Origin of the sequence: Caenispirillum salinarum AK4, assembly GCF_000315795.1 — a bacterium.
Classification (GTDB): domain Bacteria; phylum Pseudomonadota; class Alphaproteobacteria; order Rhodospirillales; family Rhodospirillaceae; genus Caenispirillum; species Caenispirillum salinarum.
Genome location: NZ_ANHY01000010.1, coordinates 1 through 16,161 on the forward strand (window position 1 = coordinate 1; position 16,161 = coordinate 16,161).

16 protein-coding genes and 1 pseudogene are annotated in these 16,161 nt (G+C 68.0%); 7 read left to right on the plus strand and 10 right to left on the minus strand.

The genetic code is table 11. The features are described from left to right. Both C882_RS11105 and C882_RS11110 read left to right on the plus strand, forming a co-directional pair. On the plus strand, window positions 1–483 hold a 483-nt coding region (locus C882_RS11105), incomplete at its 5' end, for a TCP-1/cpn60 chaperonin family protein (protein WP_043645087.1). A gap of 163 nt (window positions 484–646) precedes the next feature. Continuing rightward, the gene (locus tag C882_RS11110; protein WP_009540695.1) at window positions 647–1,909 is read left to right on the plus strand and encodes a cytochrome P450; all 1,263 of its coding nucleotides are present in this window, start codon (window positions 647–649) and stop codon (window positions 1,907–1,909) included. Between the two features lie 48 nt (window positions 1,910–1,957). Here the strand turns inward: C882_RS11110 and C882_RS11115 are convergent, their stop codons facing one another. The 3 genes from C882_RS11115 to arfB all read right to left on the minus strand — a co-directional run bounded on the left by C882_RS11115 (window position 1,958) and on the right by arfB (window position 5,066). After that, window positions 1,958–2,422 carry a response regulator gene (locus C882_RS11115; protein ID WP_009540696.1) on the minus strand — a complete coding sequence of 155 codons (465 nt, stop codon included), beginning with the start codon at window positions 2,420–2,422 and terminating at the stop codon, window positions 1,958–1,960. Further along, the gene (locus C882_RS23205) at window positions 2,419–4,536 is read right to left on the minus strand and encodes an MASE1 domain-containing protein (protein WP_009540697.1); all 2,118 of its coding nucleotides are present in this window, start codon (window positions 4,534–4,536) and stop codon (window positions 2,419–2,421) included. The genes C882_RS11115 and C882_RS23205 overlap by 4 nt, the downstream gene beginning before the upstream one ends. Window positions 4,537–4,646: 110 nt before the next feature. Further along, window positions 4,647–5,066, minus strand: a complete 420-nt coding sequence (gene arfB, locus C882_RS11125) for an alternative ribosome rescue aminoacyl-tRNA hydrolase ArfB (protein ID WP_009540698.1) — start codon at window positions 5,064–5,066, stop codon at window positions 4,647–4,649. Window positions 5,067–5,291: 225 nt separating this feature from the next. Here arfB and C882_RS11130 point away from each other — a divergent pair, with 225 nt between their 5' ends. Next, entirely contained in the window at window positions 5,292–5,744 is a 453-nt protein-coding gene (locus C882_RS11130) for a MaoC family dehydratase (protein WP_009540699.1), read from the plus strand. Between the two features lie 174 nt (window positions 5,745–5,918). Here the strand turns inward: C882_RS11130 and C882_RS23985 are convergent, their stop codons facing one another. The 4 genes from C882_RS23985 to C882_RS11145 form a co-directional block, all read right to left on the minus strand. Further along, entirely contained in the window at window positions 5,919–7,634 is a 1,716-nt protein-coding gene (locus tag C882_RS23985; RefSeq protein WP_009540700.1) for an RNA-directed DNA polymerase, read from the minus strand. A gap of 77 nt (window positions 7,635–7,711) precedes the next feature. After that, the gene (locus C882_RS11135) at window positions 7,712–8,326 is read right to left on the minus strand and encodes a pyridoxamine 5'-phosphate oxidase family protein (RefSeq protein ID WP_009540701.1); all 615 of its coding nucleotides are present in this window, start codon (window positions 8,324–8,326) and stop codon (window positions 7,712–7,714) included. A gap of 115 nt (window positions 8,327–8,441) precedes the next feature. Continuing rightward, the gene (pdxR, locus tag C882_RS11140) at window positions 8,442–10,010 is read right to left on the minus strand and encodes a MocR-like pyridoxine biosynthesis transcription factor PdxR (protein WP_009540702.1); all 1,569 of its coding nucleotides are present in this window, start codon (window positions 10,008–10,010) and stop codon (window positions 8,442–8,444) included. Window positions 10,011–10,155: 145 nt separating this feature from the next. Then, window positions 10,156–10,659 (minus strand): Lrp/AsnC family transcriptional regulator, encoded by a 504-nt coding sequence (locus C882_RS11145; protein WP_009540703.1) that lies wholly within the window; start codon window positions 10,657–10,659, stop codon window positions 10,156–10,158. Between the two features lie 179 nt (window positions 10,660–10,838). On the opposite strand from C882_RS11145, the gene C882_RS11150 reads away from it, so the two are divergent. Continuing rightward, the gene (locus C882_RS11150) at window positions 10,839–11,909 is read left to right on the plus strand and encodes a Leu/Phe/Val dehydrogenase (RefSeq protein WP_009540704.1); all 1,071 of its coding nucleotides are present in this window, start codon (window positions 10,839–10,841) and stop codon (window positions 11,907–11,909) included. A 5-nt stretch (window positions 11,910–11,914) separates the two neighbouring features. On the opposite strand, the gene C882_RS11155 is transcribed toward C882_RS11150, so the two are convergent. After that, window positions 11,915–12,430 carry a hypothetical protein gene (locus tag C882_RS11155; RefSeq protein ID WP_152415301.1) on the minus strand — a complete coding sequence of 172 codons (516 nt, stop codon included), beginning with the start codon at window positions 12,428–12,430 and terminating at the stop codon, window positions 11,915–11,917. A 315-nt stretch (window positions 12,431–12,745) separates the two neighbouring features. Between C882_RS11155 and C882_RS11160 the strand changes: the two genes are divergently transcribed. Together C882_RS11160 and C882_RS25450 are read left to right on the plus strand one after the other, a co-directional pair. Beyond that, complete coding sequence (locus C882_RS11160; RefSeq protein ID WP_009540706.1) at window positions 12,746–13,285, plus strand: hypothetical protein; 540 nt, start codon at window positions 12,746–12,748, stop codon at window positions 13,283–13,285. 91 nt (window positions 13,286–13,376) lie between these two features. Continuing rightward, window positions 13,377–13,982: a GNAT family N-acetyltransferase gene (locus C882_RS25450; RefSeq protein WP_009540707.1), complete on the plus strand. Its 606-nt coding sequence runs from the start codon at window positions 13,377–13,379 to the stop codon at window positions 13,980–13,982. 10 nt (window positions 13,983–13,992) lie between these two features. Here C882_RS25450 and C882_RS25455 read toward each other — a convergent pair. Both C882_RS25455 and C882_RS11170 read right to left on the minus strand, forming a co-directional pair. After that, window positions 13,993–14,394, minus strand: a pseudogene (locus tag C882_RS25455) (N-acetyltransferase family protein); the annotation flags it as partial. Then, the gene (locus tag C882_RS11170; RefSeq protein ID WP_009540708.1) at window positions 14,354–15,025 is read right to left on the minus strand and encodes an MBL fold metallo-hydrolase; all 672 of its coding nucleotides are present in this window, start codon (window positions 15,023–15,025) and stop codon (window positions 14,354–14,356) included. The pseudogene C882_RS25455 and the gene C882_RS11170, both read right to left, overlap by 41 nt. A 228-nt stretch (window positions 15,026–15,253) precedes the next feature. Here C882_RS11170 and C882_RS11175 point away from each other — a divergent pair, with 228 nt between their 5' ends. Continuing rightward, window positions 15,254–16,126, plus strand: a complete 873-nt coding sequence (locus C882_RS11175) for a DMT family transporter (protein ID WP_009540709.1) — start codon at window positions 15,254–15,256, stop codon at window positions 16,124–16,126. Window positions 16,127–16,161: the final 35 nt, after the last annotated feature.

The window sequence follows — 16,161 nt, forward strand, 5'->3', positions numbered from 1 at the left end:
GAGGTCGAGGTGAAGGAGAAGAAGGACCGCGTGGACGACGCCCTGCACGCCACCCGCGCGGCCGTCGAGGAAGGCATCGTCGCCGGCGGCGGCGTGGCGCTCCTGTATGCCGTCAAGGCGCTGGAAGGCCTGACCCCCGCCAACGACGACCAGAAGGTCGGCATCGAGATCGTCCGCCGCGCCCTGCAGGCGCCGGTGCGTCAGATCGCCATCAACGCCGGTCACGACGGCTCGGTGGTCGCCGGCAAGCTGCTGGAATCCAGCGACACCAACTGGGGCTTCAACGCCCAGACCGGCGAATACGTCGACCTGGTGAAAGCCGGCGTCGTCGACCCGACCAAGGTGGTCCGCACCGCGCTGCAGGACGCGTCCTCGGTCGCCGGCCTGCTCATCACCACCGAGGCGATGGTGGCCGAGAAGCCCGAGAAGAAGTCCGGCGGCGCCGGCATGGGCGACATGGGCATGGGCGGCATGGACTTCTAAGTCCGGCTGCTCCCTAAGCCTGAACACGCGGCGGGGCCGTCTCTGAAAGGAGGCGGCCCCGCTTCCGTTCCAGTGGCCGGCGCGCGAGCCGCCGAAACGGCAACCAACCGGACGGGCCCCTGCGCGTTTCCCTCCGTCAGCAACAGGAGAGACCGCTTCGCCCATGCCCGCCTTTCCCATCGATCCGGCGCCCGACGCATCGCTCGCGTTCCTGCGCGAGGGCTATGCCTTCATTTCAAACCGCTGCCGCAGGCTGGGGTCGGACGCCTTTCACACCCGCCTGCTCGGCCGCCCCGTCACCTGCGCTTCGGGCGCCGAGGCGGCCCAAATGTTCTACGAGCCCCGCCGCTTCACCCGCAATGGCGCCATGCCCAAAAGCGCCCTGAAGCTTCTGCAGGACGAAGGCAGCGTCGCCACCCTGGACGACGAGGCCCACCGCGTGCGCAAGGCCATGTTCCTCTCGCTGCTCGGCCCTGACCGTGCCCCCGAGGTGGCCCGCCTGGCGACCGAGGCCCTGCGCGAAAGTCTGGCGGCCTGGAGCCTCCAGCGCGATGAGCGGGTCCGCCTGCATTCCGCTTTGCACGCCATTCTCTGCCGCGCCGCCTGCGCCTGGGCGGCGGTGCCGGCGGATGCCGCGCGCATCGACCGCCTGACGCACGAACTGGCGGCCATGATCAACAACGCCGGCGCCTTCGGCCCACGCAACTGGCAGGCCCGCCTGCGCCGGAAGGAGGCGGAACGCTTTATGGCCGGCCTGGTGGAGGACGTCCGCGCCGGCCGCCGTCATCCGCCCGAGGACAGCCCCCTGGCCGTCATCGCCCGCCACCGCGACGCCGACGGCCGCGCCATGACGCCCGAGGTCTGCGCGGTGGAAATGCTCAACATCCTGCGTCCCGCCGATGCCATCGCACGGTTCCTGGCCTTCGGCGTCCTCGCCATGCACCGGCACCCCGCCGCCCGCGATGCCCTGCGCGCCGAGGCGACGCCGGGACCCCGCACCCATGCCTTCGTGCAGGAGGTGCGGCGGTTCTATCCCTTCTTCCCCGCCGTCGGCGGCAAGGCGCGCGAGGCGTTCTCCTGGCGGGGGCATGATTTTTCGGCGGGCGACTGGGTGATCCTGGACCTCTACGGCACCGACCACGACGCCCGCCTGTGGCCCGAGCCCGAGGCGTTCCGCCCCGAGCGGTTCCTGAACCGCGAGCCTGACGCCTATGCGCTCATTCCCCAGGGGGGCGGCGACCACGCCGTCAACCATCGCTGTCCCGGAGAGTGGGTGACCATCGAAACCATGACCGCCATGCTGCACGTGCTGGCGACGGAAGTGGCATACGACGTGCCCGATCAGGACCTGGGCATCTCCTTGCGCCGGATGCCCGCCCTGCCCGCCGACGGCATGGTCATCACCAACGTGCGGATGCGGACATGACGGAGCACGACCGCGCGCAAGCGCCGGCCCAGGTGCGCCGCCCCCGGCTCAGCGCCCCGCCGGTTTCCCCGGCACCGCCGCCACGCCGTCGAGCCAGAAGTCGCACAGCGCGCTGATCTTGGCGACCAGTTCATCCATGTCCAGCGGCTTGGTGACGTAGGCGTTGGCATGGGCGCGATAGCTTTCCTCCACGTCCATGCGGCTTTCCGAGGTGGTCAGCACCACCACCGGCAGCGCCTTCAGGGCCGCGTCCCCCTTGATCTCCATCAGCGTCGCGCGACCGTCCTTTCGCGGCATGTTGAGGTCGAGCAGAACCAGATGCGGGCGCGGCGCTTCCGTATAGGGCGGATGGCGGCGCAGGAAGGCCATGGCGTCGTCGCCGTCGCGCACCCATTCCAGGCTGACGGGGCGCCCGGCATCGGCGAAGGCCTCCTGCGTCAGGCGCGCGTCGGCGGGGTTGTCCTCCACCAGCAGAACGACGAAAGGCCCCTCGTCACCGACGGAAGCGCTCATGAAACATCCTCCTCGAGAACCCGGACCCGGGCCGCATCGGCACCGGCCGGAGGCTGTGATGATGATGATGATACCACGGCCGCCCCCGGGGACGGCAGGGAGACCATCGCCAGCCGCTCCGCCGCGGGACTGGCGGGATCGGGCAGCGTGAAGCGGATGGCGGTGCCCGTCTCGCCGTCGCTTTCCGCCCAGATGCGACCGCCGTGACGCTCCACGATGCGGCGGCTGATGGCGAGGCCGATGCCCGTGCCTTCGTAGGCCCCGCGCGTGTGCAGGCGCCGGAACAGCACGAACAGGCTTTTAAGGTGCGCCTGCGCGATGCCGATGCCGTTGTCGGACACGTGCACCTGCCAGAGGTCGCCGGCCCGCACCGCGCCGACGGATATGCGCAGCGGCCGCTCCGGGTGCCGGAACTTGACGGCGTTGCCGATCAGGTGATGCAGCACCAGCGCCAGCTGGCGGCGGTCGCAGGCCACCTCCGGCAGCGGGCCGATGCTCAGGGATGCGCCGGCCTCGGCGACCTCGCGGCTCATGGCGTCGCGCACCTGGGCCACCACGGCGCCCAGGTCCACGGGGTCGCGGCCCGGCGGGGTGACGTCGACGGCGCTGTAGTCCATGAGGTCGCGGAACAGCGCCTTCATGTGCTCCGCCCCCTGCACGACGAACTCGATGTAGCTGTCGGCCTCGGAGTCCAGCTTCTCGCCGTAGCGCCGCCGCAGAAGCTGGGCGAAGCCGGCCATGGCGCGCAGGGGCTCCTGCAGGTCGTGGGCGGCCAGCGAGGCGAAGTGCTTGAGTTCGGCGTTGGAGCGCTGCAGTTCCTCCACCGTCGCCCGCAGGCGGCTTTCGGCCTCCTTGCGCTCGGTGATGTCCTCCTTGACCGCGACGAAGCGGATGATGCGCCCGCGCCCGTCGCGCACCGGGGCGATGGCGGCGTGCTCCCACCACAGGCTGCCGTCCTTGCGGCGATTGAGAAGCTCGCCGCGCCAGACCCGCCCGGCCAGCAGCGTCGACCACAGGCTTTCGTAGTCGTCCCGCCGCATGTGGCCGGAGCGCAGGATGCGCGGCGTCTTGCCGATCACCTCCGGCGCCGAATAGCCGCTGGCCTCGGTGAACTTGGGGTTGACGTAGAGCAGCCGGCCCTGGGTGTCGGTGATCATGACGCTGGCCGCCGACTGCTCGACGGCGCTGGACAGTTGCCGCACCTCGGCCTGGGCGGCGTTGCGCTCGTGGTCGCCGGCCGCCAGCAGCAGGCCGGTGAGCGTCACCATGCCGATGAACACCTGAAGGCTGACAAAGCCGTCCGTGCCGGCGTCCTGGAAGTATCCCGCCCCGGCCGCGGCATGAAAGGCCGCCACCAGCGACAGGCCGCTGCCCACCAGCGCCGCGCCGCCGATGCCGAACCGCAGGGCGCCCCAGATGACGAAGGGCAGCAGCGCCCAAGACACCGCATGGCTGTCCAGCCGCACCCCCACCACATCGCCGTAGACCACCGCCGCCCCGGCCCCGGCGCACAGCAGCAGCACGGCCCCCTCCCCCACCTGGGCGACGCCCGGCGGGTCGTGGCGGGCGGCGTTCAGGGCAAGCAGCGCGGGGGCGACCAGCAGCATCCCGGTGGCATCCCCCACCGCCCAGCCGATGGCGACGTCGCGGAAGGCGGTCCATGTCACCTGCCCCATCTCCGCCACCATGGCCGCGCCGTACAGGCCGTGGGCGGCGCCGCCGACGATGGCGGCCAGCAGCAGAACCAGGACGGCGTTCATGGACGAAAACGGTGACTCGCCGCGCGGCCCGACCGGTCCCGCCAGGCGCGAGACCATCCACCAGCCGATCAGTGCCTCACCAGCGGCACCCAGGCCGGACAGGACCTTGAAGAGAAGCGGCCCGCCGGGTCCGAAGGCGACGACGGCCGCCCCGAGGAACACGCCGACGGCCATGCGCGGCCCCTTGAGCAGCAACGCCGCCAGGGCCACGCCGGTGGGCGGCCAAACAGGCGCGGCGACACCCTCCACGGTGACGAAGGCCAGCCCGGCCCAGGCCGCCAGGGCGTAGAGCACCGCCGTCGCGCCGATGAGGGCGACCTGACGTGTCCACGACTGATGACTGGCGTCCGTCACCCGCTCCCCCCCAGCCGGCTCGCGCGCATGTTGCGGCGGCACGGGAACCATGCCGCAGCAGCAGTGTCCGCCATTCGCGCGGCGACTGCAAGCGGCAGGGGAGTGACGGTTCAGTCCATGGAAACGCGCCCGCGCGCCTGCTTGATGGAGCCGCGCTTTTTCTTGGACTGGATGCGGCGTTCCTTCGCACCCTTGCTGGGGCGGGTCGGGCGGCGCTTGCGGGGAACGTGGAGGGCATCGCGCACCAGACCGGCCAGGCGCTCGCGGGCATCGGCGCGGTTGCGCTCCTGGCTGCGGTGGGCGCGGGCGTCGATGATGATGACGCCCTCCTGCGTCGCCCGGTGCCCGGCCAGCCGCAACAGCCGGTCCAGCACGCCCGGAGGCAGGGCGCTCGAGTGCACGGCGTCCCACCGAAGCTGCACGGCGGTGGACACCTTGTTGACGTTCTGGCCGCCCGGCCCGGAGGCGCGGACGAAGTTTTCCTCCAGTTCGTCCTCGGGGATGGCGATGTTGCGCGTAATCGTCAGCATGGGGCGGAGCTTATACCGAGCGACGCACAAAATCACACAGTTGTCGCTCGGCAAGGCCGACCGGCCGCCGCGCCTTATGGCGCGTGAGGCTGCGTGCCGACTGAACGCAGCGTTGATGATTACAATCATCAACGCGCACTAGAAGCGGAAGCGGCCCTGTCCACGGGCGGGCGCGCGGCCTATGCTGCCGGCGGTTGACCTGGGATTCGCAAGGAGCCTCCGCCCATGACCGCCCCGCCGCTGCTCAGCTTTGACGACTTCCACGAGGGCCAGGTGTTCGACCTGGGCCGCCGCGCCCTGTCGGCCGAGGAGATCAAGGCCTTCGCGCGGGACTGGGACCCCCAGCCCTTCCACACCGACGAGGCGGCGGCGGCGGCGAGCAGCTTTGACGGCCTGTGCGCCAGCGGCTGGCACACGGGCTGCGTCTTCATGCGGATGCTGGTGGACGGGCTGCTCTCGCGCTGCAAGAGCATGGGCTCACCGGGCCTGGACGAGGTGCGCTGGCTGGCCCCCGTGCGGCCGGGGCAGGAACTGGTGGGCCGCGTGACCATCGGCGCCTGCAAGGCGTCTCGCAGCAAGCCCGACCGGGGGTTCATCTCCCTGACGGGCGAGCTTGCGGACGCGGAGACGGGGGCGGTGGTCTACCGGATGGTGGCGCCGGTGATGGTGGGGCGGTGAGGTAGGACCGCGCCTCAAGCCCCGTGTCCGCAGAGAAATTTCTGGCCGGCAGCAGATGGACCCGTTGCACCTGCTCCGCAGCGCTCTTCCCGTATCCGGCGCCGGAATCTGGACACCCTTAACAACAGCCACCAAGAGGGTCCAACGACAGTCGTGAGCAGTCCCGCCGCAAGATTATGCGTAATCCTCAAAATCCAGATCAGACAAGCTGATACTCCTCAGCACTCTCATAATGTCGTGAACCTCCTTAAGCTTCCTTTGAGTAACGACCTTCCTTCTTTTTAATTCGTACTTTGTAGAATAAACTTTTTTTGTCGTATCAAAAAAGTATACACCTCTAGAATTCATAGCCTTAAAGAATGGCCGATCCATTAAATTTTTCGGGTCCGGCAGCCATCCCAGACGAATGGACTCATATGCAAGAAGCCAAACCCAGTCGGCATCAACCCGCTCCGGCCTGAAAGCTTCAACCCAGTCACCCTCCGGCAAGGGTCTTTGACATAACCCCCTCTTTTTCATATCCAAAAGTAAGAGCGCGGTAACGCTGGAGCATTTTTCTGAGATGCCGTCGCATATTTCCTTTGAACGCAGCGGGACATGAAGTCCCCGAAGCGAATAGATGAGCCAAATTAATTCATACATATTATCGTTGATAAGTGCACGCTCTGCCAGACGGGTAAATCTCTGTCCCACTCTTTTCCTGGATATTCTCTTGGTATGGTGGTCGATGTTAAGAAGAAGAGAGCATATTCTGTCCATTGAAACCGGAGAAACAACCGCAGCTTTTAGCAGAAACGATTCTATTTCTTCAGGATCAGGAGTCCTATGTATCCTGTTCTCCAGAATAGAGATAGTATACCCTACAACGGATTCGCTGCGGTTATCGGCTTGCAATTTAAGAGAAAGCGCCAAGAACTCTTTTAATCTTGACCCCTTTAATGTTCCCGGTCGGTGAGACAGGAAAGCAGATAGCTCTGATTTCCACTCTAGCTGGTGAGAAGAGATTACACGCTCGACGGAAGTTTTAGTCCCGTTAATTTCAAGGCCATAACCCCGGTATGCAGACGATATAGAAGCCAATACGCGCTCAGCATGCTCCAACGTTTCCAGGCCGACAAACCAATCATCCTGAAGACGATCCGCAAAATTAAATGCAACATCTGGGCAAATCTTTGTAAAATCATCATCGATTCTAGCAGATATTATCTCTGCAATTACCCGAGACGTCTCTGGGCCTATCGGAATACCAACTGTCTGATTTCGGTTGCAGGCTCTAACAATTCCATCGAGCCGGTCTGCAAGAGATCCTGAGTACAGATTAATATTTTGTTTGACTTTTTCCTTGCCGTACGCAGCCCATGAAATAGAATGAGTGTAAATAGTAGGATAGAAGCGATTTATGTCAGTTTTAACGATCCAGTCTGAAGTTCCTTGTATAAAGCTCTTTTTCACAGCATGAGCAGCAAAATTGATGGTGTCCAAAGCGCTAGAAAAATTTCCACTGAACTGTAGCCTATCGAGGGAATAGCGCCGACGCGAAAGCCATTTGAGAATTATTTTCCAATTCCGAGCGATCTCTAAGCTAAGCACTGCTTGAGGAACTGGGTGCGTAAGGTATATACTCCTTCTCTCATATCCACGCTTTGGCTTCGATATTAACTCGCTTTCCGTATCCGTCAGCTTGTACGAGTAACTTTTTGATTTGAACTTTTTGCCAAATGGTGTCTGCACTTTTCCCGGCGTTTTGCGCGAGAAAACACCAAGTCTCTCCCATTCTAGAAGAATGTCGTGGACGTGCTCACCGAATGGCCGTGACGTGAACGCCGGCGGCAGTTCGCGCGGTAAGTAGCCTCGCGCAACTAGCGCCTTCAGTCGAACTTCCGGATTCATGTGTCCTCACAACTACTTGACACTCCGTGCTTACGGTAGTTGAAGGGGGCTTCATAGACAATCCCGGATTGACCCTCTCACCGCACCGGCACCACCCCCGTCCACACCGGCCAGTCCCGATCCGCGCCAGGGTCGCCCGGCGGGCCGCTGCGGCTCTTGAGGCCCACCTCCACCAGCGGCACCTCGGCAATCGCCGTGGCCGCCGCTTCCTTCGCGTTCAACGGCCGGACCAAGGCGCCGCGGCCCGGCTCCACCTTGTCGATGAAGGGCGGGACCACCGCGTATTTTTCCTCGTCCGAGAGCAGGCGGCCCCGGCCGTAGAGCATCACGCAGCGGTAGTTCATGCTGTGGGCGAAGGCGGATTTCGCCAGGACCAACCCGTCCTCCAGCGTCACCGCAATCGACAACCGCTCGCCGCGCGCGATGGCCTTCATCAGGCCGCTCTTGTGGCCGCCGTGGAGGTAAATCGCCTCGCCGATGCGCCAGTAGTTGGTCGGATGCACCCGCGCCTGCCCCGCCTCGTCCACATAGGCCGCGTGGCAGACGAAGCCCTCGTCCAGGACGGCGTGCACGGCCTCCTTGTCGTAGGTCATGCGGTCCTTGCGGCGCGCCGTCGTGGCGGGCGAGCGGGCATAGGCGGGGCGTTCGGCGCCGGCACAAGCGGCGCCGCGGGGGTCCATCTTCCGGGGCATGTCACAGGTCCAGTCCGAGTGGGCGCGCCGGCGCCTCCTCCCATGCGGGAATACGGCGCCAGCGCCTCAACGGAAACAAGACTGCCGTGACAAGCGGACCCTTTGAAGGGCCGGATTATGCCGCGTGTATGGGGCCACTCGCCGCCGCGGCCGCCGCCGGGCGCCGCACGCCGGCGCGCAGGAAGGCGGGCTCGATGGCGTTGGCGAGCTGCTTGATGCGCAAGCCCATGCTGCGCGCATCCACCCCGGCAAAGCCCAGGATCAGACCCTGCTCGCGGCGGTCCTCGGCCAGGTACATCTGCGACAGCGGCGTCACGTTGATGCCGGCGGCGCGGGCGCGCTCAACCAGGTCGGCGTCCGCCACGCCCTCGGCCGTGCGGGCGATGAGCTGCAGCCCGCCCGAGGCCGGTTGCAGGTCCAGCATGCCGGCCAGGTGCTCGCGCCCGGCTTCCAGCATGGCCGTCTGGCGCTCGGCATAGAGCGAGCGCATGCGCCGGATGTGGGCGGTGAAGTGGCCTTCCTCCATGAAGTCCGACACCACCGACTGGTGGAACACCTGCAACAGCCCGTTGGCGACGATGCGCGCGCGGGTCACGTCCTGCACGAACTGCTCGGGCACCACCATGTAGCCCAGCCGCAGGTCGGGGAACAGGACCTTGGAGAAGGTGCCGACGTAGAACACCCGCCGGCCGCCGTCCAGCCCCTGCAGGGCCGTCAGCGGGCGGCCGCAGTAGCGGTATTCGCTGTCGTAGTCGTCCTCGATGATCCAGGCGTCGTTGCGCCGCGCCCAGTCCAGCAGGGCGAGGCGCCGGGCGACGCTCATCACCGGCCCGGTGGGGTACTGGCGCGAGGGCGTGATGTAGGCCAGCCGCGCGTGCGGGGCGCGGTCCTCGCCGGCGGCCACGTCCAGGCCCTCGCCGTCGACGGGCACCGGCACCAGGTCCAGACCCGCCCCCCGGAAGGCGCCGCGCGCCCCCAGGTATCCCGGGTCCTCGATCCACGCCTTGTCGCCGGGGTCGGCCAGGATGCGGGCGCAGAGGTCGAGGGCGGCCTGCGCGCCGTTGGTGATGATGACCTGCTCGGGCGAACACACCACGCCGCGCGCCGTCGCCAGATAGCTCGCCACCGCCCGGCGCAGGGGCTCGTATCCCGCCGCGGGGCCGTAGTTGCCGATGGCGGTCTCGCGCAGGCGCAGACGTTTGCTCGTCAGCCGCTGCCAGAGGGCGTGCGGAAAGGCGTCCAGCGCCGGAGTGCCGGGACGGAAGTAGGTGGCGGCGCGGCCAGGGTCGGTGACGATGCGCGCCGTCGACAGTATCTGCCCGCGCCGCGACAGGCCGGGGCCACCCTCCTCCGGTTCCGGCGGGGCGCTGGCCTTGGGGTTGTCGCAGCAGGCCTCCACCAGCGTTTCGCAGATGGTGTCGGTGACGTAGGAGCCCGAACCGACGCGCCCCTCGATGAAGCCTTCCGCGTAGAGCTGGTCGAAGGCCGCCGCCACCGTGTTGCGCGACACGCCCAGTTCCTGCGCCAGAACGCGGGTCGACGGCAGACGCGCCTTGGCCGGCAGCTGGCCGCCCAGAATCGCGCGGCGGATGTGCAGATAAACCTGACGGTAGAGCGGCGGGGCCTCGGGCCCGTCCTGAAGGTTGACGGGGCCGATCACCGCGCCCGAAGGGGCCTTACCCATGAGTGGACTCCTGCCGTGGGGGCGCAACGCGCCATCATTGGCCCGATCTTACGGGTGTCAAATGGTCCGCCTTAAGGGCCATTGACCCGCACATCATGGAGCCACTGCCACCGCAAAGCCAGTGTCAATGCGTCAGGCGGCCCCCTCAGGACGGCGAGTCGGAGGGGTCCGGCAGGGGCAATCCGGCCAGCGGCTTGATCTGGTTCAGGATGATGGAGGACCGCAGATTGCCCACGTTGGGCAGGGCCATCAGCCGGTGCATCACGATGTCGCTGAAGCTTTTCAGGTCCGGCGCGGCCACCCGCAGCAGGTAGTCGGCGTCCCCGGTGGTCAGGGCGCACTCCAACACCTCCGGCAGGCCCAGCACCGCGTCCTGGAAGGCCTGCACGGCCTCCTCGCCATGCTCCTTCAGCGACACGGTGACCAGCGCGATCACGTCCAACCCGATGGCCGCAGGGTCCAGCCGCGCCAGATAGCCGCGCACCAGCCCGGCCTGCTCCAGCCGCGCGATGCGGCGCGAGCATTGCGACGGCGACAGGTTCACACGCTCCGATAGGGCGACGTTGGAGATGCGCGCGTCCTCCTGCAGGGCCGCCAGGATCCTGATGTCATAGCCGTCGAGGCCCTCGATGCCGGCTTTCTTCATCATCCTGCTCCCGCGTGCACGGTTCGATCACCAATGTGCGATCTGAACGACAACGACGCAAGGACAGTGCACGCTGCTTGCGATATACTGCGAGGAAACAAAAATGAATGGCAGGCATGGACGGCGGCAACCCGGGCGGTCCGGGGGGCGTCGTTGACGCAAGGACACGGAGGTTCAGTCCCATGGTATTCGAACACGCCCACTTCGACGACCACGAGCGCGTGGTTTTCGTCCGCGACGAGGACAGCGGCCTGAAGGCCATCATCGCCGTCCACTCGACCGTCCTCGGCCCCACCATCGGCGGCTGCCGCGTGCGCGCCTATGCCGACAGCGACGAGGCCCTGACCGACGTGCTGAAGCTGTCGCGCGGCATGACCTACAAGGCCGCCATGGCGGACCTGCCCTTCGGCGGCGCCAAGTCGGTGATCCTCCACGACCCCCGCACGCCCAAAAGCCGCGCCATGCTGCTGGCCATGGGCCGCGCCATCAACAACCTGGGCGGCATGTACACCACCGCCGAGGACATGGGCATGGAGGAAGACGACCTGCGCATCATGCGCCGGACCACGCCCTACGTCGCCGGCCTGCCCGAGGACGGCCTGGGTGTCAGCCCCGGGCCTCTGACCGCCCTTGGCGTCTACCACGGCCTGCGCGCCGCCGCCCGCCACAAGCTCGGCAAGAACTCTCTGCGCGACGTGCATGTGTCGGTGCAGGGCGCCGGCCACGTGGGCGGCCCGCTGATCGAGAGCCTGGCAGCCGACGGCGCCCGCATCACCGTCGCCGATCCCGATGCCGGCCTGGCCGCGCGCATGAAGGCCGATTTCGGTGCCGAGGTGGTTGAGCCCGACGCCATCTACGACGTCAAGGCCGACATCTTCGCCCCCTGCGCCATCGGCGGCACGCTGAACGCCGCGACGGTCGCGCGCCTGGACGTCGGTTGCGTCGCCGGCAGCGCCAACAACCAGCTGGGCGACGACGACGCCGGCCGCATGATGCACGAGAAGGGCATCCTCTATGCCCCGGATTACGTCATCAACGCCGGCGGCCTCATCAAGGTCAGCCTGGACGTCATGGGCATGCGCCACGGCCGGAACCTGGGCGAGGACGCGGTGAAGGAGAAGGTCGTGCGCATCGAGGATCGCACGGCGGAAATCTTCAGCCTGGCGTCCAAACGCGGAATGCGTCCCGAGGAAGCCGCCGACCACCTGGCCCGCGAGCGCATCGGCAAGGGCAAGAGCGCCTGGGCGGCGTAATCACGCTAACTCCGGTCCCTCCGCATCACGGGATAGCCGCCGCAGGCATGGATGGCGAGCGCCACATCCTCGGCCCGGCAGCGCAGGGCGCCGACGTTCACCCGGACCTCGGCGCCCTTCTTCCTGCGGCGGCCGCGCCCCTGGGGATGGAGGGCGACGGCGAAGAAGGCGCGCATACCCCGCCCCCGCAACTCCACCGTCCGCACGTCGGCCCAGGAAATGCGGCGGCCGACGCGGCGGTCGAGGATGCCTTGCTCGTCCACCGTCAGAACCGGGCCGGCGCGCATGAAAAAGCGGGCCGCCGTAAGGCCGAGCCCGCTCGCCAGAATGACCGCAACGATGGCCGAGGCCGCCGCCCCGGTGCCGGCGCCCATGCCGGTGGTCTCGCGCAGCACCTCCGCCGCCTCACCCTCGGCCACGAACAGCAGCGCAAACGCGCCGCCCACCGCCGCCGTCACGGCAAGGCTGGCAAGGGTGAGAACCAGCAGCTTCAGCCGGTCGTATGGGAAGGTGTAGCTCATGACGCCTGCCACCCGTATCAGGATGTTGCGCTGCACCTACAGGTAGAGCACAACGACGCTCGGCTTACGACTCTTTTTTAGTTCAAAACCGCCGGAAGGTGGCAGGCGTCCGGAAGACTCTCCACCTTCAGGTGATCGGCCGCCGCCGCACGGCGCGCTTCCGGCGCACAGTCCTCAACCGAGAGGCGAACGTCATGCGGTCAATGCTGTCATGCCGGAATTTTTTGCGCCGCGAAGGACCGACTCGACTATGGTGGCGTTCTAGACACGGTGGCGCCGCGCAACGGGGCGTGGCACGCCAGGAGCCCGAGGCCGATGAAAGGATACCGCCGCATTGCGATGGTCCTGCTCGCCGCCGGCAGCCTTTCAATGGCGGCCGGCGCGGGCTCTGGCGCGGCCCTCGCGCAGGCCGCCGAGGCACCGTCAGCCGCGCTTACACTGGGCGGCCTGACTCTGGAAAACGGCGGCGGCCCGCTGAACCTCGCAGAGGATGCGCCGTCCCTGTCGCTCGGCCTCGCGCCCAGCCAGGACACCCTGCCGCTCTCCGCCCGCCCCCGCGCCCTGGCCGGCTCGGGCACGGAGATCGCCGACAACGCTGGCAGCCTCGGCACGCGCCTGACGATCGGGCAGCCCCTGGGCCTGGACTTCCTGGGCGGCAGCGTCGACTGGCAGGCCGCCGCGACGCTGGAGCAGGCCCCGCAAGGCGGCGACGCCTACGGGCTGAGCCTGTCCCTCGGCTCCATGGCGGAGTCGCCCGCCGCTCCGCCCTCGGACCTCCGGATCGGCCTCACCTATGGCCGCGAGCCGGAACTGGACGAGCACGGGGTTGTCCTCGACTTCTCCTATAGCTTTTAGCGATACCTCCCATCCGAAGGTCGTTATTGCGGTCGCGAAAGGACGGGCGTAGCCTTTTCGCATGTGCGGAAGACGGGTGCGGAGAGGGCCCATGCGCTATCGCGATGCCACCGACGCCGACGGCGATGCCGTAGCCGCCATCATCGAGGCGGTATTCGGCGAGTATGACGGCTGCACCTTCAACCGGGCGGCGGAGTTTCCCGACCTGGATCATGTCGCCAGCGCCTTCGCCGACCACGAGGGCGGTTTCTGGCTCGCCGAGGACGATGCCGGACGCGCCGTCGGCTGCATCGGCATCACCCGCACCGCGGATCCCGACACCTTCGAACTGCACCGCCTCTACGTCCTGCCGCACGCCCGCGGCACCGGCGCCAGCGCGCGCCTGCTGGCCCAGGCCATCCGCCACGCCCGCGAGCACGGCGCCCACCGCATCATCCTGTGGACCGACACGCGCTTCCACGCCGGCCAGCGCTTCTACGAGCGCCACGGCTTCGTGCGCCTGCCCGGCACCCGCGTGCTGGACGACGAAAGCATGAGCCAGGAATACCGCTACGTCCTCAGCCTGGACGCGGCCTGTCCGGCGGGGTCTGCTCTTTCCGCATCTCGATCATCGCGAAGTCCCAGCGCGGATGCGGGGTGCGGATGGCCGTTGCGCTCCATCCATGGGCGGCATAGAACCGCCGCGCCCCGGCATTAGGCTCCGCCACGTGCAGCCGCGCCACATCGTGCCCGCGGCCGAAGATCTCCCGCTCCGCCACCGCCAGCAGCAGCCGCCCGACGCCGCGCCCCTGCGCTTCCGGTGCCACGAACAGCTCCTGCAGCAGGTCGCCCTCGGTCAGCACCACGCCCAGGGCGCCGCCGCCGTCCGACCGCCTCGCCATCCAGCCACCCAGAAACGTCAGCCGGGCCGAGATGAAACCCGCCGGATCGCGCCGCGCCGCCTCGGCCACAGCCGGGCAGAAGGCGCCGTAGGTCTCGATCACCGTCCGCGCCACCAGCGAGCGGACGGCATCCACGTCCTCGGGCCGGACCGCGCGCAGTTCCACCGTCGCCATCCCCGCCGCCGGATCACATGGCGCCGGCCATGACCTTCCACCAGCGTTTGGCATCGCGCGCGGTCCAGGGGCCGCCGTGGCCGGAGAACAGCACCGTCCCGGCGGGCACTTTCTCCAGGAACCGGGTGATGGAGCGGACCAGGGTCGCCTGATCACCCCCGGGGAAGTCGGTGCGCCCGACGCCGCCCTGGAACAGCGTGTCGCCCGTCAGCGCGAAGCCGGGGAAGACGAAGCACACCCCGCCCGGCGTGTGGCCCGGAGTCGCCACCGTCGCGACCCTGGCGCCGCAGACGTCATGCTCCGGCTCGCCGCTGAACCAGGACACCTCCGGCACCTCCAGCGCCCGGCCGAGCAGCATCTGCCCCCACTGGCCGGCGTTGTCGAGGATCGGCCGCTCGTTGTCCTGCGCGATGACCGGCGCCCCCGTCTCCGCCGCCACGTGGGCGAGCGCGGCGATATGGTCCGGGTGGCCGTGGGTGAGCAGGATGGCGTCCACCGTATCCGCCCCGCCGTTCTCGGTCACCCGTGCGACGATCCGGTCCGCCGCGTCGCCCGGATCGACGATCACCTGCCGGCCCGTCGGGACGTGCTTCACTACATAGCAGTTCTGGTAGTACGGCGGCTCGCTGACGACGACGTGAACCTCGTAATCACCGATGACGGCGGGGCTTTCGAACGGCTGCATGGGCGCATGTTCCTTCCGGTTGTCCAGGCGCGGCGCAGCATAGACGAAGCCGCCCCGCCTTGACAGCCCGCCGCGCCCGTGGCACCACCATCGGCATCATGACCACGACCACGCTCGACCCCATCCTGCGCCCCGTCACGCCGCCGCCGGGCGGCCGCTGACCCATGCGCACCTGAAGCGGGCCGCTTCCGCCGCCCGTCCCTGCACCCGTGATCGAGCGTGCATTCCATGACCCACGAGATATCCTCTTCGCGCCACACCGGCGCGGCCCTCATCGCCATGAGCGCCCTGCTTTGGTCCACGGCCGGGCTGGTCTCCACCGGCCTGTTCGAGCATGTCCACCCCCTGACCGTCGGCTTCTGGCGCGTGGCGCTGGCCGTCCCCACCCTGCTGATCCTCGCCCGCGCCGCCGCCCGCTGGAGGCCGATCACCCGCCGCGCCGCCGGTCTGCTGGCGCTGATCGGCCTGACCCAGGCGGGATACCAGGGGTTCTACTTCCTGGGGGTTTCCGAACTGGGCGCCGGCCGGGCGACGCTTGTGGCACTCTGCGGCGCACCGGTGCTGATCTCGGTGCTCGGCGCGGCTGTGCTGAAGGATCGCCCCGGCCGGCTGGAGTGGGCCGCCGTGCCCGTCGCGGTGGCCGGCGCGGCCCTTCTGATCGGCGCCCCCGCGCCGGGGGTGGAGGGGTCTGTGCTGGGATACGCCGCCGCCGGGGCCGCCGCGCTGTCCTACGCCGTCTTCGCCCTGACGGCGCGGGAGCTGGCGGGGCTCTACCACCCCTTCCAGATCACCGCCATCGGGTTCGCCGTCGCCGCCCTGACGCTTCTGCCTCTGGCCGCCGGAGCCGGCCTGGTGCCGGCGCAGGGCTGGGGAACGCTGGCCTATCTGGGACTGGTGCCGACCGCGCTGGCCTACGCGCTGTTCTTCTTCGGCATGAGGACGGTGACCGCCACGGCCTCGGGCGTGCTGGTGCTGCTGGAACCCGCCGGCGCGGCCGTCCTCGCCGCCCTGCTGCTGGGGGAACGGTACGGGGCGCTGGGGCTGGTCGGCGGCGCGCTGCTGCTGGGGGCGGTGCTGATGGTGAACTTGGCGAAGAGGTGAGGCACTTCAGGGGACCTCGACCCCTCATGCGCCCC